General features: G+C 41.9%; 21 protein-coding genes. 12 read left to right on the plus strand and 9 right to left on the minus strand.

Annotated elements, in window-relative coordinates; all coding sequences use genetic code 11:
- The first annotated feature begins 496 nt into the window (after nucleotides 1-496).
- The gene (locus ACM5QX_RS00315) at nucleotides 497-1,678 is read left to right on the plus strand and encodes a helix-turn-helix domain-containing protein (RefSeq protein ID WP_414751899.1); all 1,182 of its coding nucleotides are present in this window, start codon (nucleotides 497-499) and stop codon (nucleotides 1,676-1,678) included.
- An 82-nt stretch (nucleotides 1,679-1,760) separates the two neighbouring features.
- Here the strand turns inward: ACM5QX_RS00315 and ACM5QX_RS00320 are convergent, their stop codons facing one another.
- Nucleotides 1,761-2,039 (minus strand): hypothetical protein, encoded by a 279-nt coding sequence (locus ACM5QX_RS00320; RefSeq protein WP_011319263.1) that lies wholly within the window; start codon nucleotides 2,037-2,039, stop codon nucleotides 1,761-1,763.
- Nucleotides 2,040-2,254: 215 nt separating this feature from the next.
- Here ACM5QX_RS00320 and ACM5QX_RS00325 point away from each other — a divergent pair, with 215 nt between their 5' ends.
- The 6 genes from ACM5QX_RS00325 (at nucleotide 2,255) to trmFO (ending at nucleotide 7,251) form a co-directional block, all read left to right on the plus strand.
- On the plus strand, nucleotides 2,255-3,409 hold the full coding sequence (locus tag ACM5QX_RS00325; RefSeq protein ID WP_414751900.1) for an iron-containing alcohol dehydrogenase: 1,155 nt from the start codon (nucleotides 2,255-2,257) through the stop codon (nucleotides 3,407-3,409).
- Between the two features lie 141 nt (nucleotides 3,410-3,550).
- On the plus strand, nucleotides 3,551-4,156 hold the full coding sequence (locus ACM5QX_RS00330; protein ID WP_414751901.1) for a TetR family transcriptional regulator C-terminal domain-containing protein: 606 nt from the start codon (nucleotides 3,551-3,553) through the stop codon (nucleotides 4,154-4,156).
- On the plus strand, nucleotides 4,143-4,532 hold the full coding sequence (locus ACM5QX_RS00335; RefSeq protein WP_414751902.1) for a tautomerase family protein: 390 nt from the start codon (nucleotides 4,143-4,145) through the stop codon (nucleotides 4,530-4,532). The genes ACM5QX_RS00330 and ACM5QX_RS00335 overlap by 14 nt, the downstream gene beginning before the upstream one ends.
- A gap of 84 nt (nucleotides 4,533-4,616) precedes the next feature.
- A complete protein-coding gene (locus ACM5QX_RS00340; RefSeq protein WP_414751903.1) occupies nucleotides 4,617-5,066 on the plus strand; it encodes an acyl-CoA thioesterase in 450 nt (149 codons plus the stop codon).
- Nucleotides 5,067-5,125: 59 nt separating this feature from the next.
- Nucleotides 5,126-5,773, plus strand: coding sequence for a glutathione S-transferase family protein (locus ACM5QX_RS00345; RefSeq protein WP_414751904.1), 648 nt, complete (start codon nucleotides 5,126-5,128; stop codon nucleotides 5,771-5,773).
- Nucleotides 5,774-5,934: 161 nt separating this feature from the next.
- A complete protein-coding gene (gene trmFO / locus ACM5QX_RS00350; RefSeq protein WP_414751905.1) occupies nucleotides 5,935-7,251 on the plus strand; it encodes an FADH(2)-oxidizing methylenetetrahydrofolate--tRNA-(uracil(54)-C(5))-methyltransferase TrmFO in 1,317 nt (438 codons plus the stop codon).
- A gap of 209 nt (nucleotides 7,252-7,460) precedes the next feature.
- Here the strand turns inward: trmFO and ACM5QX_RS00355 are convergent, their stop codons facing one another.
- The 5 genes from ACM5QX_RS00355 to pstS all read right to left on the minus strand — a co-directional run bounded on the left by ACM5QX_RS00355 (nucleotide 7,461) and on the right by pstS (nucleotide 12,838).
- Nucleotides 7,461-8,426 carry a TauD/TfdA dioxygenase family protein gene (locus ACM5QX_RS00355; protein ID WP_414751906.1) on the minus strand — a complete coding sequence of 322 codons (966 nt, stop codon included), beginning with the start codon at nucleotides 8,424-8,426 and terminating at the stop codon, nucleotides 7,461-7,463.
- Between the two features lie 343 nt (nucleotides 8,427-8,769).
- Nucleotides 8,770-9,576: a phosphate ABC transporter ATP-binding protein PstB gene (gene pstB / locus ACM5QX_RS00360; RefSeq protein ID WP_011319254.1), complete on the minus strand. Its 807-nt coding sequence runs from the start codon at nucleotides 9,574-9,576 to the stop codon at nucleotides 8,770-8,772.
- A gap of 65 nt (nucleotides 9,577-9,641) precedes the next feature.
- Entirely contained in the window at nucleotides 9,642-10,523 is an 882-nt protein-coding gene (gene pstA, locus ACM5QX_RS00365; RefSeq protein WP_011319253.1) for a phosphate ABC transporter permease PstA, read from the minus strand.
- A 20-nt stretch (nucleotides 10,524-10,543) separates the two neighbouring features.
- Nucleotides 10,544-11,494, minus strand: a complete 951-nt coding sequence (gene pstC / locus ACM5QX_RS00370) for a phosphate ABC transporter permease subunit PstC (protein ID WP_414751907.1) — start codon at nucleotides 11,492-11,494, stop codon at nucleotides 10,544-10,546.
- A 162-nt stretch (nucleotides 11,495-11,656) separates the two neighbouring features.
- Nucleotides 11,657-12,838 carry a phosphate ABC transporter substrate-binding protein PstS gene (pstS, locus tag ACM5QX_RS00375; RefSeq protein ID WP_011319251.1) on the minus strand — a complete coding sequence of 394 codons (1,182 nt, stop codon included), beginning with the start codon at nucleotides 12,836-12,838 and terminating at the stop codon, nucleotides 11,657-11,659.
- A 677-nt stretch (nucleotides 12,839-13,515) separates the two neighbouring features.
- On the opposite strand from pstS, the gene ACM5QX_RS00380 reads away from it, so the two are divergent.
- On the plus strand, nucleotides 13,516-14,106 hold the full coding sequence (locus tag ACM5QX_RS00380; protein ID WP_010998708.1) for a biotin transporter BioY: 591 nt from the start codon (nucleotides 13,516-13,518) through the stop codon (nucleotides 14,104-14,106).
- Nucleotides 14,107-14,221: 115 nt separating this feature from the next.
- Entirely contained in the window at nucleotides 14,222-14,698 is a 477-nt protein-coding gene (gene lspA / locus ACM5QX_RS00385) for a signal peptidase II (protein WP_414752241.1), read from the plus strand.
- Nucleotides 14,699-14,774: 76 nt separating this feature from the next.
- Here the strand turns inward: lspA and ACM5QX_RS00390 are convergent, their stop codons facing one another.
- Nucleotides 14,775-15,383, minus strand: coding sequence for a hypothetical protein (locus ACM5QX_RS00390; RefSeq protein ID WP_414751908.1), 609 nt, complete (start codon nucleotides 15,381-15,383; stop codon nucleotides 14,775-14,777).
- A 605-nt stretch (nucleotides 15,384-15,988) separates the two neighbouring features.
- Here ACM5QX_RS00390 and ACM5QX_RS00395 point away from each other — a divergent pair.
- Nucleotides 15,989-18,259 (plus strand): transglycosylase domain-containing protein, encoded by a 2,271-nt coding sequence (locus tag ACM5QX_RS00395; protein WP_414751909.1) that lies wholly within the window; start codon nucleotides 15,989-15,991, stop codon nucleotides 18,257-18,259.
- A 250-nt stretch (nucleotides 18,260-18,509) separates the two neighbouring features.
- On the opposite strand, the gene ACM5QX_RS00400 is transcribed toward ACM5QX_RS00395, so the two are convergent.
- Entirely contained in the window at nucleotides 18,510-19,976 is a 1,467-nt protein-coding gene (locus ACM5QX_RS00400; RefSeq protein ID WP_414751910.1) for a DUF4335 domain-containing protein, read from the minus strand.
- Nucleotides 19,973-20,599: a DUF3038 domain-containing protein gene (locus ACM5QX_RS00405; RefSeq protein WP_011319246.1), complete on the minus strand. Its 627-nt coding sequence runs from the start codon at nucleotides 20,597-20,599 to the stop codon at nucleotides 19,973-19,975. The genes ACM5QX_RS00400 and ACM5QX_RS00405 overlap by 4 nt, the downstream gene beginning before the upstream one ends.
- Before the next feature lie 453 nt (nucleotides 20,600-21,052).
- On the opposite strand from ACM5QX_RS00405, the gene ACM5QX_RS00410 reads away from it, so the two are divergent.
- The gene (locus ACM5QX_RS00410) at nucleotides 21,053-21,571 is read left to right on the plus strand and encodes an adenine phosphoribosyltransferase (RefSeq protein ID WP_011319245.1); all 519 of its coding nucleotides are present in this window, start codon (nucleotides 21,053-21,055) and stop codon (nucleotides 21,569-21,571) included.
- 218 nt (nucleotides 21,572-21,789) lie between these two features.
- A complete protein-coding gene (locus tag ACM5QX_RS00415; protein WP_011319244.1) occupies nucleotides 21,790-22,827 on the plus strand; it encodes an ABC transporter permease in 1,038 nt (345 codons plus the stop codon).
- Nucleotides 22,828-22,847: the final 20 nt, after the last annotated feature.

Genomic DNA, 22,847 nt, shown 5'->3' on the forward strand with positions numbered 1-22,847 from the left:
AAGACCATAAACGAGTAGGTACGCTGATAAATAGGCGCACTAATTCTTAAAAATTAATAATTGCCCAGGGTGTGCCGATTACTTACTAAAAAAGCAGCACTATCTCATAACTTGATATTTTACTAACTTTGGTGAATTATCCAACCACAGATAGAGGCAATCACGATTCAAAAGTGGTAATTTAGCGGCTTATCTGTAAATTCATCCTTTAAAAAAGCTAATCTATACTATGACTTAAAGTCTCAAATCTAGGCATTATTAATAGTTATACTTCCAAAATAATACGAACACATTTCCCATATTATTAATATCTTTCCAGGTTTGAATACTTATTAAAAATATTTTATGAATTTAGTCTTTGAAGAATATTTTAATTATTAATTGTACTGACTATGAAATTCACAATTAGCAGTGCCAGAGGTGCTGTTATTCCTGTTCAAATTAGTGCATTAAATCTGACTGACTAACTTCTGTCATCAAGTCGTGGGCATCTACAGTGAACATAGAATTATTTATCCAACGGGCAGAAGCATTACATAAACAACTAGCAGATTTGTACCAAACTGCTAGCGTATTGCCTTGGATTCCGCCAGATTTACTACCACAGGCTTTTAAAGAGCTTTATAGTAACTCCAAGCTAGTACAGATGGCGGCAGAAGAACTTTATCATCAAAATGAGGAACTTATACAAACACGCAGTTTATTAGAAGCAGAACGCCAACACTACCATGATTTGTTTGAGTTTGCACCAGATGGTTATTTAGTAACTAATGCAGAGGGAATTATTCAGGAAGCTAACCTGACTGCGGCAAATTTATTCAATGCACCAAAACATATACTAGTAGATAGGTCAATAATTAATTTTATTCGCCTCGAAGAAAGGGAAAGCTTTCGCTGTGAACTCAATCAATTATTCCAGACCGATAAGGCTAAAAAGTTAATAGTACGCTTACACCAATTTCATGGTGAGTCTTTTGATGCGCTTCTAACAATATCTGTAGTTCGTAGCCAAAACGGTAAAATAAAATCTCTGCACTGGTTGTTAAGTCACATTAATGAAAATCAACAGCAAAATTTAGGCTTAGTCAATCATGAAAATTATCTTAGTCAAAACCGTTCGGTATACGTATATGCTAAAGGAGAGAATATCCCCCTTAATCCTTTAGTTATTTGGTATGTTCGTCAAGGTTTAGTCAAGCTGAGTACTTTTTGTGAGACAGGTGAAGAAGTATTAATGGGTTTAGTCAAAACACACATGGTATTTGGCTCTAGTATGACTAATTTACCTATCTATCAAGCTACGGCTCTTTCTGAGGTGGAATTAGTATCAATCAATTTTGCAGAAATAGCTGTTTCCCAGATGCTGAGTCATACCCTGCTACCGAAAATAAATCAGCAATTACAGCAGAAGGAATCTTTTTTAGTTATTGCTGGAAGACGAAAAGTAGAAGATCGTCTCTATCATCTATTACAGTTTTTAAAACAAGAAATCGGTGAACCTATAGGAGAAGGGACTCGCATAAGTGTACGTTTCACTCATGAGGACATTGCTAATGCTTGTTGTACTACTAGAGTGACAATTACACGATTGATGGGTAAGTTACAACAACAAGGTTTGATTAGTTTCGACTCTAAGAAACATATGATTATTAATAAGAGGCTAGAGGATAGGGCATAGATTTTTCTGGGCCGAGTTATGGGTGCTGATTCAGTAATTTTCTTTTTTCATCCCTAACCTCTAAACCTCTCTAAAACTCGGCTTAAGATTGCTGGGGAATTAAACTGGCGTTTTTAGTCGCGCTATCCCAAACTACCCAGCTAAAAGAGCTATTTTGCTCAACGGGGCTATTGGAAACTTTAAAGTATAATTTTTCTCCACCCTTGATTTCGATGGCAAAATCAGCATTTTGAGCGTAAATAACTTTAAAGCCTCTGTCTCGTAGACAATACATAGCCCAAGCTTTCAACGATTGCTTATGTGGTTCGTGGGGGATGGGTGGTTTTGTAATGGCTTCTTCTATAACCTTAAATATCTGCATTGGCTTTTGATTTAATGTCTAAGGTGGTGCTGAGTAATTTTAATATCATCCTGGTTTTTTGTGTTCGTCTTTCATATTTTCTCAAAGCACGGCAGATGTGCTAGTAAAGCTTCTCATTCCTGAAGACTACCTACTCATTGATGGGTACAGGCGCAGAAATAGTAAAACTGATTACAATACTCAAGGCAAAATTTTATTCCTTGGTTTCAACATTTATGGAAAACTTTGTTTTTTACAACCCAGTCAAAATTTTATTTGGCAAAGGTCAAATCGCTAATATTGCCGCCGAAATTCCGACTGATGCCAAGATTCTCATTACCTACGGTGGCGGTAGCATTAAAGCCAATGGTGTATACGACCAAGTTAAATCTGCATTGGCTGGACGGAAAGTGTTTGAATTTGGCGGGATTGAACCTAATCCCCATCTAGAAACTCTTTTACAAGCTGTGGAACTGATACGTCAAGAAGGTATCGATTTTCTCTTGGCTGTTGGTGGTGGTTCGGTTGTTGATGGGACTAAATTTATTGCGGCGGCGGTTCCTTTCGTTGGCGATCCTTGGGATATACTGGCAAAGCAAGCGCCTGTGACTGCGGCTGTACCTTTTGGGGCGGTATTGACACTACCAGCTACAGGTTCGGAAATGAATACTAACTCAGTAGTGACTAAGTGGGAAACCAAAGAAAAGCTTTTCTTTGCTAGTCCCTTGGTGTTTCCTCGCTTCTCGGTTCTTGACCCAGAAACAACATTTTCCTTACCGCCTAGACAAATTGGTAATGGTATTGTTGATGCCTACACCCATGTGATGGAACAGTATTTGACTTATTCAGTTAATGCACCATTACAAGACCGATGGGCAGAATCTATCCTGAAAACTTTGATTGAAGAGGGGCCAAAAACCCTAGCTAACCCCACAGATTACGATGCTAGGGCAAATTTGGTATGGGCTGCAACCTTGGCACTCAATGGACTAATTGGTGCAGGAGTACCCCAAGATTGGGCTACACACATGATTGGTCATGAGTTAACAGCATTGCATGGTCTAGATCATGCTCAAACATTGGCGATTGTCTTACCCAGCACCCTCTCAATTAGACGCGATCGCAAGTGGCAAAAACTACTACAATATGCAGAACGAGTCTGGAACATCGTCGATGGTTCTGAAGAAGAAAGGGTAAATGAGGCGATCGCGAAAACTCGCAATTTCTTTGAGTCTGTAGGTGTCCGCACTCGCCTATCTGACTATGGTGTAGGACTAGAAACCATTCCTCTTGTTGTGGAAAATTTACAAAAACATGGTTTAGCAATCTTAGGCGAACATAAAGATGTAGACTCCCAAGTTGTTGAGGAAATTTTAACTCTCTCCGCGTAGGAATTGGGGAAGGTGGAGTCCCTCTGAAGATAAGGGGTAATGGGGAGTGGAAAGCAGGACGACCAATTACCCATTACCCATCCCTAGACTTTCCAATAGTCAATATGTTATTCTCAATCAGACCAACTGGTCGGTAAAAATATGTCTAAAGGCGAAGAAACAAAAACCCGAATTCTCCAACAAGCGGCGGAACTATTTAACCAGCAGGGATACGCTGGTTCGTCTATTTCTGACATCATGCGTGTAACTGGATTGCAAAAAGGAGGAATTTACAATCACTTCCACAGCAAAGATGAATTAGCACTACAGGCTTTTGATTATGCGATCGCCTCCATCAGCAAACACTATAGGATGGCATTGCGTAGTAAACGTCATGCTATGGAACGTGTACAAGCACTAATTCAAGTCTTTAGTAGTTTTGCAGAAAACCCACCAATCCCCGGAGGATGCCCGTTACTAAACACGGCTGTGGAAAGTGATAATGCACATCCAGCTTTACGGGAACGCACTCAACAAGCGATGAACTCTTGGCTGAATATGATTCGACGAATCATTCAAACGGGAATTGAGAGAGGAGAAATTCAGCCTCATGTCAATACTGAGGAAATTGCCACTATCATAGTTGCAACTTTAGAAGGTGCAATTATGATGAGTCAGCTTTATGACGATACGATTTATATGCAAAGGGCAGTGAATCATCTGAATCATTACACAGAAAATATCCTAAAAATTCATGGTACAAATTAAAGTTTATGGTTTAGCAGCAAAACTAAACCCAATTAAAACAGAGCTATCAAATATTCTCCATACCTCTTTAATTGAAGTTTTACAGATTAGTCCTGAAAAAAGATTTCATCGTTTCTTCCCCTTGGATAAAGAAGATTTCTACTATCCATCTGATAGAACAGAAAATTATCTAATTATTGAAATTATTATGTTTGAGGGGCGTTCAGTAGAGACGAAAAAACAGCTACTACAAGATATTTTTCAGAAAATTAACGAGCAATTGCAAATTTCAGTTTATGATATCGAAATTACACTTTTGGAAATTCCCAAACAAAATTGGGGTATTAGGGGAGTGCCTGGAGATGAGCTAAATCTTAGCTACAAGGTAGAAGTTTAAAGTTTCATGAATAAACTATCTTCAAATATAGTTTATTTTTTGTGCAGAAACCGACCGAAAGGTCTTAAATAAACAGGAGTAACTATGCTAACAGTAAATAACTCACATAGAGCATTAGAAGTAACCTTGCAAATACCTGTAAGAACTTATGAAATTGACTTTGCTGGAATTGTCAGCAACATTGTGTATATTAAGTGGCTAGAAGATTTACGTTTAAAATTTCTAGAAGAACATTTTCCCATTCATCAACAAATTGAGCAAGGATATGTACCCATACTTACTGGGACAGAAATTGAATATAAACGTCCCATTAAGTTAATTGATAAAGTAATTGGACACTTATGGGCAAGTAATTTGGGACGATTAAAATGGACAGTGCAAGCAGAGATTTTATCCAATAATCAACTAGCAGCAGTTGCTACACAGAAGGGTGCTTTTGTGAATTTACAAAATGGTTGTCCAGTGAGAATCCCCGATGAATTGCAGCAAAAATATTTAAATATTACTAAATTAAATAATAAACAAAGTTTTTAAAAATTTTTGCTTTTTTACAAACCTATCGTTTTTTTTTATTTTTTGAGGAGTAAAAACATATGCTCAAATTCTACTACAATCATCGCTCACCTATGGCTCGTCGTGTATGGCGTACCTTACTAGAAAAAGAAATTACATTTGAGCCAATACTCATGAGCTTAGATGGCGATCAACTGCAACCTGAATTTTTAGAAATTAACCCATTTCATCATATTCCAGTCATATTAGATAATGGTTTTCGGGTAATAGAATCTCTAGCAATCATGGACTATTTGGAAGCTAAATATCCTACACCTGCGCTGTTACCTAAAAAAGCTGAGTCTTTAGCCACAGTCAGAATGGTACAGATGGTGGCGACAAATGAACTCTTACCAAAAATGATTTCCTTGATTTTTGAGGAGAAAAATTCGGCAAAATTCTTGCAGGCCTATGAGCATATAAATAAAGTCTTGGGATTTTTATCAGAATCTTTAGATAACGAATCTTATTATGGTGGAGAACAGTTAACTTTAGCTGATATTGTGGCTGGAACAGATTTATCTTTGTTGCCGAAATTAGGGATTAGTTTTAGTAACTACCCCAATTTGCAAGATTGGTTTGAGCGTTTAATGACACGGAAATCATGGCAACAGACAGAACTTAGTGTAGAAGATTTTGAAAAATTTAAGCGTGTTTTTATTAAGCTACGTCAACACCAGCTAAAGTAAGAAAATAAATAATCAGCCTTTAGCGATCGCAGAACGCCTACCATAGGTGATCACCTGTATTTATAAACTAGTGATAAAAGCCCGACTGACAAACAGTATCATCTATATTGGTGATATGCACTCCCAGCAAACTACAACTGGGTAAATTTGGGTATTGAATTATGGATCAACAACCGATACAAGTAATTGGAGGTGGACTAGCTGGGACAGAGGCAGCATGGCAAATCGCCCAGGCTGGAGTGCCAGTCATTTTACACGAAATGCGTCCTAAACGCTTCAGCCCTGCTCATCATACAGAACATTTGGCAGAGTTGGTATGTAGTAACTCCTTTGGGGCAATGGCAAGCGATCGCGCGGCGGGATTACTACACGAAGAATTACGCCAACTGGGTTCTGTAGTCATTGCCAAAGCAGATGAACACGCAGTACCCGCAGGTGGCGCACTGGCAGTAGATAGGGGTCAATTTGGTCAAGATTTAACCCAAACTCTTGCTAGCCATCCCCTAGTAGAATTTCGCCGTGGTGAAGTCCCCGCCATTCCCGAAGGGATTGTGGTGTTAGCAACCGGGCCGTTGACTAGTCCCGATTTGGCAGCAGATTTGCACCGCTTCACCGGAATGGAATACATGAGCTTTTTCGACGCGGCTAGCCCCATCATTGTCGGTGATTCTATTAACCGCGATATTGCTTTTATGGCTTCCCGCTATGACAAAGGCGAAGCCGCCTATCTCAACTGTCCAATGAATAAGGAACAGTATCTGCGGTTTCGCGAAGAACTCTGCAAAGCCGAACAAACGGAACTTAAAGACTTTGAACGGGAAACAGCCAAGTTTTTTGAAGCCTGTCTCCCCATTGAAGAGTTAGCGCAACGGGGAGAAGATACCATGCGCTACGGCCCCGTCAAGCCAGTGGGTTTGTCTGACAGTCGGACTGGGGAACGTCCCTATGCGGTGGTGCAGTTACGACAAGAAGATAAAGCCGGTCAATTGTGGAATATGGTGGGATTCCAAACTAATCTGCGTTGGGGTGAACAAAAACGAGTATTTCAAATGATCCCCGGTTTGGAAAAGGCGGAGTTTGTGCGCTTGGGAGTCATGCACCGCAACACATTTATCAATGCACCCCAATTAATGCTACCCACCCTACAGTTTAAGCAACGTCCTACATTATTAGCGGCTGGACAGTTGATTGGTACAGAAGGTTATACAGCAGCAGCCGCAGGCGGTTGGTTAGCAGGAACCAACGCTGCCAGGTTGGCTTTGGGTAAAGAACCCTTGGCGTTACCACCAACGACAATGTTAGGCGCATTATTAGAATTTATCAGTTCCGCTTCGCCCAAACACTTCCAACCAATGCCCCCTAACTTTGGCATTCTGCCAGATTTGGGCGTAAAAATCAAAAGTAAACCAGAGCGCTATGGACGTTACCGCGATCGCTCCTTAGCAGATTTAAGCAGTTGGAAAAATAATTTAAATTAAGATAGGGCTTACACACACAGGTTGTCTGTTGAGACCGGGTGTAAGGGTGTGAGGGTGTAAGGGTTTCAAACCAAACATTTATACCCCTAAACCCCTAAACCCCTAAACCCCTATACCCTTCTCCAAACCCTTGATCTTTCGTTTTCATGCGTAAGTCCTATTAAGAATGCTGAGTAAGTAGTGGGGTTTTTACTCAGCACTCAAGTTTTCTAGGAAAGCACAGGTTGTCCAACCTTCTCAACTTTATTCTTCAAGGCATTTGGTAGTTCGCTGGTAAACAGCTCACCTTCAACTATTTCTGAGCGGAAACCATTGACTCCAACAGGGACATCACCAGTGATAGTGGTGCGATAAAGCACCCGCTCAACTTCTAGATGATCCAAATCTTGAGGAGCTAAATGTGCAGTGGCGCGATTGTCCCAGAAAGCAATGTCACCATTGTTCCAACGGAAACGAGTTGTGTAGGCTGGCTTGGTAATTTGGTTAAAGAATAACTCAAGTAGTAGCTCACTTTCTTGGGGAGATACATCAAGAATGTGAGAGGTGAAACCAGGATTGACAAACAATGCACGTTCGCCTGTTTCTGGATGAACTCTCACTACTGGATGAATGGAAACAATAGGATTAGCTGCAATACGCTGGGCAATTTTGCTGTTGCTGGGCAGTCGCAAACGCGCATTGAAACGATGTTCAGCTTTCAATCCATCTGCTAGCGATCGCAGAGGTGCTGACAAACCTTCGTATGCCGCAACTAAATTAGTCCACTGGGTGTCACCGCCAATACTGGGAACGTTAACTGCACGCAAAATCGACCCCGCAGGTGGGTTAATAGCTGCTGTTACATCGGTGTGCCAACGGCTTTCGTAGCTGGAACGACGTAGACCATTACGCCGTTCGTAGCGACTACGGTCAATTGGTAGGATTTGTGAATAGCCTTCGATTGGCTCATCTTCGTGGGGATGAGCGTAGGTTACTTCACCAAAACGCCCTGTGAACGCGATCTGAGCCGCATGATCAATGTTCTGATTGCGAAAAAATACAACTTTCCACTTCAGTAAAGCTTTGCGAATTTCTTGGATCGTTTCATCTTGCAGATGAGTAGAAAGGTCTACACCACCAATTTCTGCACCGATAAAGCCAGATACAGGCTTAACTTCAATGTGCTTGTAACCCATTGGAATTCTCCAGGTTTTATCTATAAGAGGGTATTTGTAAAGTTAGCTTCCGATGTGCTGCCACATATTCACGGATGCGTTCGCTTGTAGCTGAAATTTATTCTACAGTAAATCTATCGATTATGCGTATTTTAAAGTTACAGTATTTTAAGCTGCTGAAAAGCTAATGCTGCATCAGCAATTGGGGAATTATGAATTTTATACATTTACACCCCTACACCCCTACACCCCTACACCCCTACACCCCTACACCCCTACACCCCCAAATCCCTACACCCCCCAAAAAAATAAAATTAGGAATGCAGCGCATACCTAATTTTAGAAATTAAGTTATTAGCTTTATTTAACCGAATCTGCCACTAACGTAATCTCTGGTATCTTCTTGCTTAGGATTATTGAAAATTGATTCTGTGGCATCGTATTCTACCAAGTAGCCAATACGACCCCCTGTTTCTGTAGGCCGGACGTTAAAAAATGCTGTCATGTCGGAGACACGGGCAGCTTGCTGCATATTGTGAGTAACAATAACAATAGTGTATTGCTCTTTCAGTTCGTGGATCAGTTCTTCTACACGTAACGTAGAGATGGGATCTAACGCAGAGCAAGGTTCATCCATGAGGATAATTTCTGGTTGAACTGCGATCGCTCGCGCAATACATAACCGTTGTTGTTGTCCACCAGATAAAGACAAACCACTTTGGCGTAGTTTATCTTTGACCTCATCCCACAACGCTGCTTGGCGCAGGCTTCGTTCTACCAATTCGTCCATATTACCTTTGAAACCATTAATTTTGGCTCCGTAAGCAATATTGTCATAAATTGATTTTGAGAATGGGTTTGGTCTTTGGAATACCATCCCAATCCTACGACGCACTTCTACAGGGTCAATATCTTGTGCATACAAATTTTTCCCGTAATAAAAGACTTTACCTTCAGCTCGGAATGATTCAATTAGGTCATTGAGACGGTTGTAGCAACGCAACAAAGTACTTTTGCCGCAACCAGAAGGGCCGATAAAGGCTGTCACTTTATTTTTGGGAATATCTAACCAAATGTTTTGTAAGGCTAGGAATTTGCCATAGTAGACATTAAGATTTTCGGTCTTCAGGACGGTTTCTGTGCTATTGAGGGTGCTAGTATTTGTAGCCATAAATGGTCTAGTGTAAGTGTTAAGGATGGCAGATAACGTTGATTAAGCTATTAAGAGATTACTTCCTAAGCTTTTTGACGAGTTGCCCAGCGAGCAATGATGCTGGTGATGAGAACCATCAACACCAAAATCAAAGATGCAGCCCAGGCTAGTGACTGCCAATTTTTAAACGGAGAAATGGCAAAGTTGTAAACCAAAACAGCCAGGGAAGCTGTGGGTTTAAATAAGCTATTAGGCCAAAATGGTGAAAATAAGGCAGTAAACAATAGAGGTGCAGTTTCTCCAGCAGCACGGGCGATCGCCAATGTTGATCCTGTGACAATTGCCGGTAAAGCAGCTGGCAAGACAACTTGTGTTACTGTTTGAAAATTAGTAGCTCCCAAACCTACAGATGCTTGGCGCAAATCTTGCGAAACTAGCTGTAAAGCTTCGTCAGTAGTTCTCACAATAATTGGCAGCATTAAGATTGCTAATGCAAATCCCCCGCCGATAGCTGAATAAGAACCTAAATTCAGCTTTACCAATGTCAGAACTATAATCCCATAAGCAAATACACCAGCAATAATAGAAGGAACTCCGCTCAGGACATTAGTAGCAAACCTAATCCATCTGGCTAGTTTACCAGAGCTAAACTCTGTTAAATAAATTGCCGCTATTACACCTAATGGAATACTAATTAATGCACCAATTCCTACCATTAATAGTGTACCCAAAATGGCATTACCAAAACCTCCTCCCTGTCTTAGAGGCGCGGGGGGCAATTCTGTAAATATACTTAGATTGAGACTACTAAAACCTTTAATGATGACATAAGATAGTACTGCCAATAGCGGCAAGAGAGCTAATGCTCCACACAGGAATGCTACTCCTGTCATCATCGTATTAAACAGCGTCCGTCCAGACATGGGGGCGCGAGTTAAACTCCTTTCAGGAAAATCAGCATTCATAAATTCAACTCACCACTAAGCTAAATTCGCTTGACTCGGAGGACTATAAATTCGGCCAAGATATTCACTACTAAAGTCAAAACAAATAAAACTAAAGCAGCGTACATCAAAGCCGCGACTTGCAAGCCACTTGCTTCTGAAAATTGGTTGGCAAGTAGAGAAGAAATTGTATTGGCTGGTGCTAATAATGAAAGGCTAATATTGTTGGAGTTACCAATCAGCATTGTGACAGCCATTGTTTCTCCCATCGCCCGTCCTAGCGCTAGCATGACAGCACTAACAATGCCAGAAAAAGCCGATGGAATCAGAATTTGAAAAATGGTTTCCCAGCGTGTTGCGCCTAATCCTAACGATGCTTGGCGTAAACTTGGAGGTACAGAAATTAAGGCATCACGGGAGATGGCTGTAATAATTGGCAGAGTCATAATTGCCAAAATCACCCCCGCAGGTAACATTCCTGGGCCTGTGGGAGGGGTGCTAAACAAGGGCAACCAACCCAAAGAACTATGGAGCCATCTGCCTATACTAGTTGTGATTGGTACTAAGACAAAAATACCCCATACTCCATAGACAACGCTGGGAATAGCTGCCAGCAACTCTACTAAAAACACTAGTACAGTACGTACTTTGACGGGCAGAAAATCTTCACTTAATAAAACAGCCGTTCCCACTCCTATTGGTACAGCTATTAATAAACCGATAAAGGAACTAATGATCGTTCCGTAAACTTGGGGTAATACCCCATAATCGTTATTAACAGGGTTCCAAGTACTTTTGGCTAAAAAGCCAATGCCAAATTCCTTGATAGCCGGCCAAGCAGCAATAGTGACTTGTAGAGCTATCCATAACAGAGTACCAGCGATCGCCAAAGCAAAAATCCGAGTCAGCCAAATAAAGCCTCGATCTAGGGATCTGTCTGCTTCAGAGCGACTTTTAATAGCTGATGGCAGATTTTGAGAGTTTGTAGCCATGAATACTGACTTTCAAGATTAAATCAGAGGAAAATGTGAGAAGCAAGTAGATTTATTAACTTGTGGCTGTACTAAAATCTCAAAACCAGCCACATAACCTAATCAACGTTAAGCTTTTACGGTGACCAAGTGATTTGATTAGTCAATCAATTTTTGGATTGATTACTTGCTAGCGCTTGTGTTGCCACTTACTGCAATTTTATAATCTGGACTAATTTGGTCAGCCACAGCCGCTACCTTTGCCACCACATTTTGAGGTAGGGGAACATACCCCAGTTCTGCGGCGACCTTTTGCCCTTCTGTTAAACCATACTCAATTGCGGCTTCCACTGCTTTTGCTTTCACTGGATCAGCATATTTTTTATAAGTCATAATCCAAGTGTAGGTGACGATAGGATAAGATTCTGCACCTTCTGGATCTGCAATAAAAGCGCGGAGGTCTGTTGGTAAGGTGACAGCTTCTAAAGTTTTAGATGCTGATTCTTCTGTGGGTATCACAAATTTACCATCTTTATTTTCTAACGCCGCAAACTTGAGTCCGTTTTGTTTGGCGTAGCCATATTCTATGTAACCAATAGAGCCTTGGGTTTGTTGGACTTGAGCTGTTACACCTTCATTTCCCTTCGCACCAACACCCACAGGCCAATTAACAGTTTTACCATCGCCTACTTTGCTTTTCCAATCTGGGTTGATGGCACTGAGGTGTTTAGTAAATACCCCTGTAGTTCCACTACCATCGGAACGATATACAACTGTAATTGGCTGATTAGGAAGATTTACACCAGGGTTGGCATCAGCAATTTTTTTGTCGTTCCAAGTTTTAATATTACCTAGCAAAATGTCTGTGTAAACTGCTCTTGGTAGTTTCAGGTCAGCAACATCAGGGAGATTATAAGCCAAGACAATACTACCAGCAGTCATTGGTAGTAACAAAGTACCTTTGTCTTGTGGTACTTTTTGGATTTCTTCATCCTTCATGGCTACGTCACTAGCACCGAAATCTACCGTACCTTGGATAAATTGTTCAACTCCAGCGCCGCTACCTACTGACTGATAGTTAACTTGTAAATTGGGGTACTTTTTGTTTAATTCCGTGAACCAACTTTGATATAAGGGTGCAGGAAACGATGCACCAGCTCCAGTTAATGTGACATTGCCACCAAGATCCAATTTTACTGGGCTGGAAGCTGTAGCATCTTTAGCTGTACCAGATGAACCATCTTGAGTTGCAGTATTGTCTGAGCCTTGCTGCCCACCACAAGCAGCTAAACTCATCGCCAGTGTTAATACGGTAATTGATACTGGAATGCGGTTATTTTTAATTCTCTTGATATATGAGAGCATCGCTGTCTGTTTGAGGAAATTTTCAGATGAGCGCTTCTACGCTACCCCTTATAGATAGGTATTAAGGTTAACGAAAGGTTAAAACAAAGAAAAAATATATTTTTTTTAGATATACTGCCCAAGTTTTCCTCTATATTACTGAGCAAAAAAATATACAGGGACTATACAAGCAAACTGGCAAATAATTATTATGAAAATCCATTTTCCTTGGTAGGCGATCGCTGACTCTAAATTTCAGCCTATACAAAACTTATGCCAACAGGGAAATTACATAAATTGTATGAAATTCTTATCAAAAAAAGCACAATAAAAGCAGAGATAGAATATTTAGTCTAGTTAATCTTTTAGTCCCAGCAACCATCATCAACTGTTTACATCAGGATAGGTGAAAAGGGAATTGGAGATTAGGGACTGGCAGATGGGGAATGAGTAATAGAGGGGAAATGACTAAAGAAAGTAGCGAAAGTGATGATTCACTGCTATCAACGCAACACTCAAAAAGCGGCTCAACGCCCCGCTATTGCTAACAGCACTCAATACCCATTACTCAGCACTCAGAACCATTCAAGCTAACGAACTTCAGTATTCTAGTGGACATATGAACAAATTAGTACGAATTTCAGTCACATAATTAATGCCTATACTGGTTGCTGTTGCTTTCCCCTTTTGCCTGATAAATGATTGCCGCCTCAAATCAACTACTTTGGTCTATGATTGGCTTACTCCTAACAATGGGAGGTACTTTTTTAGAAGCTTATGGTATTACCTTACCTTGGAATTGGAGTCAGACAGGAATCCAAACCTTTTCATTAGGTGTCAGCTATCAAGTTGGTGCGGTACTTTTAGTAGGTTGTTTGGGGGGTAAAAATGCTGGTGCGCTCTCACAAATTGCTTATTTAGTTATGGGTTTGACTTTGCACCCTGTCTTTTCTGATGGTGGCGGTAATATCGGTTATGTGAAAGCATCACAGTTTGGTTATTTGCTAGGCTTCATCCCTGGAGCTTGGATTTGTGGATTTTTTGCCTTTCAAGCTAGACCTAAAATAGAGTCTCTCACTTTTAGCTGTATTTGTGGTTTATTAAGCGTACACCTGTGTGGCATTGCTTATCTCATGATTAGGTCTTTTTTTCACTGGCAAGGCACAGACACAATACCCTTAATGCAATCAATCCTTGTCTACTCTTGGTGGGTGATTCCGGGACAATTAGCTGTAGTCTGTGCTGTCTCTGTAGTAGCATATGTGTTGCGACACTTGATGTTTTATTAGTCATTAGTCATTGGTCATCAGTCATTAGCCATTAGTCATTAGTTAATGATGACTGCTTTGGACTATAGACTTTTGACTGTTGACTATGGACTGTTGACTATTGACTAAACTTGCCATGCGTTTCAAAAATCGCCTTTTCTGGATAGCTGCCTTTATTGCTTTCTTTATAGACCAACTGACCAAATATTGGGTCGTGCAAACCTTTAGCTTAGGAGAGACACTACCAATCTTACCGGGAATATTTCACTTTACTTACGTCACAAATACTGGTGCAGCTTTTAGTTTGTTTAGTGGAAAAGTAGAATGGCTGCGCTGGTTATCTTTGGGAGTAAGTTTATTATTAATAGGGTTGGCATTGTTAGGCCCAGTTTTAGAACGTTGGGATCAACTCGGTTATGGCTTGATTCTGGGCGGCGCTATGGGTAATGGGATTGATCGGTTTGCTTTAGGTTATGTAGTTGATTTTCTGGATTTTCGCTTAATTAATTTTGCCGTGTTTAATATGGCAGATTCATTTATTAGTATCGGTATTGTTTGCCTGCTACTAGCCTCATTACAGAAATCACCTGATTCTCATCACAGGTCTAGATAGAGAAAAAGGCTAGGGTCAATTATTCCTAGCCTTTTTCTTATTTAACTATAGTCTTTGTGCCACCTGGAACGAAAGTCTAGTTACCAGGAGTAGGAGTTTTAGGTACACCAGAATCGGGAACAGTACTAGGAGAATTACTGCTTGGTGCTGGGGTTACGGGTGTTTCACTGGGTGCAGGTAGAGTGGTGCTACCTGGCGCTGGGGTTGCTGGTGTTTCACTAGGTGCAGGTAAAGTGGTGCTACCTGGTGCTGGGGTTACGGGTGTTTCACTAGGTGCAGGTAAAGTGGTGCTACCTGGTGCTGGGGTTTCTGGAGTTTCGCTAGGTGCAGGTAGAGTGGTGCTATCTGGCGCTGTGGTTGCTGGAGTTTCGCTAGGTGCAGGTAGAGTGGTGCTATCCGGCGCTGTGGTTGCTGGAGTTTCGCTAGATGCAGGCTGAGTGTCTACGGTAGTATTGCTAGAACCACTAGGCGTAACTGCGCTATTGCCTTGACAACGGGAATTGAGGGGGAAACGCTTACAAAGAATTTCAAATCCTTCTGGTGATAGCTGGATTTCCGTTGGTGAACTTGTGGACGATTCACTTGATTGGGCAATTTGGGATTTACTAGATTGTGCAACAGCAAAATTAGCTGTGAGAGCTAAAGTCAAAGCTGTACCAATCAAAGTCAGAGATTTTCCCTTCATTCTGAACTTAACCTCACACGGAAACGGAACACTTCGCACTATTAAATCAGACAACGTAATTTTAGAAAATATTCATTTAGGAAGATGTTTGTCCTTGTTGTTTGTAGAGTAGATATGTCCAAGCAGTAAAATTTGCATTGGTAATTTCTTGATAAGAGATGCCTAAAAGTACAAAATCAAACCTGTTAAATATTGTGTTTAAGTGTTTGAAATTTAGATAAAATGGGCATTACTAATTAGTTACAAATATTTTCTCTGTAAACATAAAGTAATGAAATAAACAAAGTGTATTTACGGTCTAGATATAATGTTGGTGTAAGATTAAATCTAGAATAATCCCGTACAGCAAAATTATTTTTGGGTTAAGAGTAAAATAATGATGAAAGACCTATGTTGAGATTGGTATTTGCCTGAATCTGAGCTAATAAAAACTCCACCTACGAGGTGATGAAGTTTGGTCAGTAGTCAGTAGTCAGTGGCAGGGGACAAGATTGTTAAAACCACCCACAAGGAAATGGGGAATGAAATCCAGAACAAAAGCAACTGACCAATGACAAATGACAACTGACACACGCAGTACAAATAAATTGTGATGTAAATAGCCGATGAATTCCCCCCAACCCCCTCACAAGCCACAAACTTTACTTGGTCAACTGACGCAAGCAGTCAATACAATTCAAGCTAGGGTTGACTTTTCCAAGCTGGCGCTCAAGCCTAATGCCAAGGTACCGGAACTCTGGGTGCAGGATGCGGGGGCGGATAAAGCAGAGGTGTATCCCCTACTAGGCGATCGCTATGTTCTCGGTCGTAGCTCTAAATCCAGCGATATAGTGATTCGCAACCCAGTAGTTAGCCAAATTCATTTGTCCTTATCGCGGGATTCTAGCCAGCGTACTCCGGTTTTCATCATTAAAGACGAAAATTCTACTAACGGTATCTATCGCGGTAAGCGGCGCGTTCATACCCTAGAACTGCGCCACGGCGATATTTTGACCTTGGGGCCGCCAGAATTAGCTGCCTCTGTGCGCCTACAATACGTCGATCCGCCACCCTGGTACGTCAAGGCGGCGACTTGGGCAGGCTACGGCGTAGGCGGTGCTAGCGCCTTATTAGCATTGGTTATTGGCGTTGAGTGGCTAAAATTCTCTGTCAGGCCTTTACCAACAACAACTCGCGCTCCAGTAGTTGTTTATGCCCGTGATGGTAGTACCCCATTACGTGAGCCTCGGACGGTTTCTCATGTAGACATGAAGCGGTTAGAAGACTTCGGCCCTTATTTGTCGGCGGCGGTGGTCGCTTCTGAAGATAGCCGCTTTAACTGGCATTTTGGGGTTGATCCCTTGGGGATTTTACGAGCAGTATTAATCAATACTCGTAGTGGCGATGTTCAACAAGGAGCCAGTACTATTACCCAACAAGTCGCCCGTAGCTTGTTTCGTGATTACGTCGGCAGACAAGACTCTTTGGGACGGAAATTACGAGAGGCGATCGTTTCTTTGAAGCTAGAAGCCTTTTACAGCAAAGATGAAGTTTTGCTGATGTACTTAAATCGGGTGTTTTTGGGGGCAGATACCTCCGGTTTTGAAGACGCGGCACAATTTTATTTTGATAAACCAGCTAAAGAATTAACTTTGGCGGAAGCTGCTACTTTAGTGGGAATTTTACCAGCGCCTAATGCTTTTGATTTTTGTGGCAGTGGCCCCAATAAACTAGAAGCCGCCGACTATCGCAATCGCGTGGTGAAGCGGATGTTGGAAATGGGTAAGGTTACGTCAGAAGAAGCGAACCGAGCCAGAAGATCCACTGTCCAAGTTAGCCCCAAGGTTTGTGAACAACAAGCCAAAACAATTGCCCCCTATTTTTATAACTATGTGTTCCAAGAACTAGAAGCAATTTTAGGGGAGGGAGCCGCCAGGGAGGGTAATTACATCATTGAAACCCAACTTGATCCAGCCATCCAAACTCAAGCAGAAACAGCTTTGCGGAATTCAGTTAGTACGGCCGGTTCAACTTTTCGCTTTTCTCAAGGGGCAATGGTGACCCTTGATAGTAGAACTGGTAGTATTTTGGCAATGGTAGGGGGAACTGACTATCGAACTAGCCAGTTCAATCGGGCTGTACAAGCTAAAAGACAACCTGGTTCTACCTTCAAAATTTTTGCTTATACCCAAGCTCTGCTACAAGGAATACCGGCATCTAGGACATATTCTTGCGCTCCTTTGACTTGGCAGGGATTTACTTACAGGCCTTGTCGTTCTGGTGCTGATGGTAGTTTAGATATTGCTACGGGTTTGGCTTTGTCGGAAAATCCCATTGCTTTGAGAGTTGCCAGAGAAGTTGGGCTAGATAAGGTAGTATCAATGGCGCAACGTTTAGGGGTGAAGTCCCAACTTGAGGCAGTACCGGGTTTAGTTTTGGGTCAGAGTGTAGTTAATGTTTTGGAAATGACGGGAGCTTTTGGGGCGATTGGTAATCGTGGTGTGTGGAATCCACCCCATGCCATTAATAGAATTTTAGACAGTAGCGACTGTAGCGATCGCAATGATTTTAAAACCTGTCGTGTGATTTATTCCTTTGATAGCGATCGCGAAGCTAACAAGCGAGTTTTACCACAACCCATAGCCGACCAGATGACCGATTTAATGCAAGGTGTCATCACCAGAGGTACAGGACGTAGCGCGGCTATTGGTTTAGGGGAAGCAGGTAAAACGGGTACAACCGACAAAAACGTTGACTTGTGGTTTATTGGCTTTATTCCCAACCGTCGCTTAGTCACAGGTATTTGGCTAGGAAACGATAATAATTCCCCTACCTCTGGTAGCAGCGCTCAAGCCGCCCAGTTGTGGGGAAGTTATATGCGAAGAATTACAAGATAAAAGCTCTACCCACAAGGGGATAGAGTTTTGTCAGTGGTCAGTAGTCAGTAGTCAGTGGCAAAGATATGTAAAAACCATTCCGCTTGCGGGTTGGGGTATTAGACCAGATCCTTTGAACAACTGACAACTAACAACTGACACGCGAAGCGTAAGTACTAGGGGAAGGGGGAGCGTCGAGTGCTGTTAGCAGGGGCGTAGGCCATACTGAGTAATAATTTCCTCTCCCCAATCCCCAGTCCCCAATCCCCAGTTACCTATATCCCTCCCAAGGAGTGATTTCTAATTTGCCACTGGGTTGAAAGACTACTTGGTAATGTGCAAGAGGTTCCTTGTTGTTAGGTGCGGCTGCATTGGAACCGTAAACGGCTTGGAACATCCTGGGTAGAGGTGTTTCGCGGAAATAGTCAAAAGCTACTTGATTTAGGGGTTCATAGTCAGCAATTGTGCCTTCTTTGGTGACGGCTACTCGATACTTTAAGTCTTTGGTAAAAGTGGGCTTACCACTCCAATTTTGACGTACTGTATCGAAAAGTTTTTGGTTTAAATCTTTGACAGTTTTAGCATCGGTAATTTTTGCCCCGATTACTTCTGGTGTTCTCACATAACCGCGCCAAGGACTAACTTCTAATACACCATTGTTGGTAAATACTACTTTAAATTGGGCGATCGGTTCATTGGCAATGGGGGGACGATTTGCCGGATTATAAAGCAGGTTGGGCAGAGGTGTTAATTCAATCCCGGCATTTGCTTCTTGGTTAACTGCTTTGTAACCTACAATGGCTCCATCCGCAGCCACACCGACACGATAAATCAAATTTTCCTTCACGGCAGAACGACTATTCCAAGCTGGCTCGATTTGGTTCCAAACTTGCCGATTTAATGCCCTAAGCTGGGAAGGATCGGTGATTTCTGTAACTGTATTTAAAAGCGCTTCTAAATCTTTAACAGTGGGTTGTGTTGTAGCGGCGGGTGTAGCGGTGGGAGTTGCTTCTGGGATGGGTACCGCCGTTGCTGTGGGAGTTGCTGCTGCTACGGGTGTAGTTGTTGATGTCGGGGTGGGATTGGTGACGGGAGCGGTGGAATTAGTTTGCTCCTCTGGTTTTGGCTCTGGTACCCTTATTTGTGGCGCAGGAATGAGGCTAAAGGCGATCGCTGCTACAGCTAAACTGGAAACGCCAATAGTTGCCGGTACCGCCTGTTTGAGGACAAGTTGACTAGCACCACCATAACGTCTAGTAACTGGTTGTAATTCTAGTGATAACTCCGGTAAAGTTTGGGTGTCAGCGAAAAACTGATCTACAGCTTCCACCAAATCAAACAACTGCACCGTATTTAAATCTATTTCAATTGGTTGTTTATTATAATTAGCACTTCTATTAAATTCCTCTGGTGCATTCTCAGAATGTACGATTAACTTGTGGTGATTAGTATCTATTTTTTGAATTTCCACTAGTTCTGAATCTTGGTTGTGTGCTTGGGGATTCGGCACACTACTCAAAAATTCTTGAGCATAACCGCTTACTGCTCGGACTAAACTTTCAAAAAATTCCCGTCCTCCCACCAAGGGTTGATTGTATCCAGATAAATAACATTCTGCATTGACTAAGATAGACAGTTCAGGGCGCAATTCCTGAAAATTTGTACCTCTACTGGCATCACTTAATCCTTCTAAAAGCAACGTACAATTAGGTAGACTGTACTTTCGTTGAATATTCATTCCACTTCACCGTCAAATAGACTGATCCAAAATCGCTGCATCCCAGCAGTGCCAGTACAAAATAACAATTGCCCTAACAAATTTATCGCTAGTTCATCTAATTTTTCATCAGAATTTAATGCTAATGCACCAAAACGGCGGGCATTCATTCTACTCTTAAAATGCGCTCTAAATCTTTCTAAATAATTAGATAGGCGTAAGTTCTGTTCCAGGGGAATTTGCTTGTCATTCATTTGTTGACAAATCATCAACATCTGGCGGATGACTACTGTTAAGCGCCGAGCTATGTAACAAGCAATCACGACTAAAGCCTTTGCTTCCATGATGGTTAAAGGGCGGCGAATATGCGCTCGTCTAATCGGGTTGGAACTCCGCATTCGCCACAAATTCACCCGATCTTTGACAATTCCCTTCAAGTCCAATTCTGCCGCAAACGTCAGGATAGCTTCAGAACCACCCAGTTCTAAAGCTTCAATTGCCAGTAAAATTAAATCAATTTGCAACCTGGTGCGTGCAGGACATCCATGTCCAGCGATCGCAGGATCTGGTAAAGTCTCCAAAATCATCGGCAGGGATGGAGGCGTTGGACTGTTAAACGGCGTTAAGCTAGCGGAAGCATTCATTCTCTCAAATACCTTGTGCAGTTCTAATAGACTAGATAAAACTAGTACAACTAATTTAAGATAAACAGCTAAACTACAAGATTAAACTTGCGGCATCAGCCTGGCTATTTGATATACACATTACTTAAATTGTTTTACTCAGAAATTGACCTATAAGTACATCTGTGTCTTTAAAGCATAATTTTATTCTCCTGTTTTATGAGTATAAATCCATATTTAAGCTTGATGTAGATTCCCTCTATCGTCAATGGATAACGATACAGTAGCCTTTATCCCAGGCGTATGACATTATAGTGTACGATTTTTCAGGTGTAAGTAAGGGGCTAGGGATTGGGGACTAAGAACTAGAGATGAAGAAAAGGAACTATGAGGAGTGATGATTCCTGACTCCAAACTGATAACCCCCAATCCCCAGTACCCAATCCCCATTACCCAATCCCCAATCCCCAATCTATGGATTTAAAATCTCTCATTCGTGACATCCCTGATTTTCCTAAGCCCGGAATTTTATTTCGAGATATCACTACTCTACTGCGCGATCGCCAAGGATTACGATATACTATTGACTTTTTAGCGGAAAAATGCTTTGAAGCAAACTTAGATATAGATTACGTTATTGGTATGGAGTCACGGGGGTTTATTTTTGGTACTCCCTTAGCCTATAAATTAGGGGCTGGTTTTATTCCTGTCCGCAAAAAAGGTAAGTTACCCGCAGCAGTTCACTCGATTGAATATGAACTAGAGTATGGCACTGACTGTTTAGAAGTACATCGGGATGCTTTACATCCAGATAGTCGAGTGTTAATTGTAGATGATTTGATTGCCACAGGTGGCACAGCCAGCGCCACAGCCAAACTAGTGCAGCAAATCGGCTGCGAATTAGTGGGGTTTGGGTTTATTATCGAGCTACGGGATTTACAAGGGCGAAAACATCTGCCTGATGTACCCATTATTTCCTTAGTGGAATATTAGGTAACGGGATGTGCAACTTATTCTTAGAACTCCTCTCCAAATCTCTCCCCGTTGGCGTTAGCCTGCCGTTAGGCAAGCGGAGAGAGGCTTTTAATCTTGCTCCCCTTCCCTAGTAGGGAAGGGGTTGGGGGTTAGGTTTAAGAGAAAGTTGCACACCGCGTTAGTTAAGGTAGTAAGAAACCCAACAACTGACAACTGACAACCGACAACTGACAACCATGACATCTACAAGAATTACCTGGGAAAGCAGTTGGGATTGGCTGATTAGGCTAGTCACCAGCGAGACGTTTATTTATGTGGTGAAGCGGATTTTGCAGGCGCTGTTGACTTTGTTTTTGGCTTCAGCACTGTCGTTTTTCATCATGAAATTATCCCCAGGGGACTATGTAGATACATTGCGGCAAAATCCGAAAATTTCACCCGAACGCATCGAAGAACTCAAAAGACAATTTGGTTTAGATAAGTCTTGGGTAGAACAGTTTTGGCTATGGTTATGGCGGATTCTCACCAAAGGAGATTTTGGGACGAGTTTTGTTTACCAGCGCTCAGTTTCATCACTGTTATGGGAAAGAATACCAGCAACTTTAGTATTAGCGATCGCTTCTTTAATCATGACATGGGCGATCGCTATTCCTTTAGGTATCGTTGCTGCTGTCAAACAAAATCGAGCCACTGACCGAATTCTACAGGTGATTAGCTACACCGGACAGGGATTCCCCAGCTTTATTACTGTGTTGTTTCTGCTCGTATTTGCTCAAGTCAGTTCGCCTCTGTTTCCAGTAGGTGGAATGACAAGCATCGATCACGCTGATTTATCTTGGTTCGGTAAAATTATTGATATCGGCTGGCACATGATTTTACCTACCATCGCCTTAAGTATCACCAGTTTCGCCGGTTTACAACGCATCACTCGCGGCGAATTATTAGACGTACTGCGGCAAGATTACATTCAAACAGCACGCGCCAAAGGACTACCAGAAAATCGCGTGATTTACGTTCATGCACTGCGTAATGCCATTAATCCCCTGATTACTCTGTTAGGCTTTGAGTTAGCAGGTTTATTAGGTGGTGCATTTATCGCCGAGCAATTCTTCAATTGGCCAGGTTTAGGTAGATTAACTTTGCAAGCAGTCATCGCCAAAGACCAGTATTTAGTCATGGCCAGTTTAGTCATGAGTGCCGTTTTACTTAATGTAGGCAACTTACTAGCCGATTTATTACTAAAAGTAGCCGACCCGCGCATCCGTTTAGAATAGTTAACTGTTCTCCTCACCCA

The sequence above is a fragment of the Anabaena sp. CCY 9910 genome (assembly GCF_963920875.1).
GTDB classification, from domain to species: domain Bacteria; phylum Cyanobacteriota; class Cyanobacteriia; order Cyanobacteriales; family Nostocaceae; genus Trichormus; species Trichormus variabilis.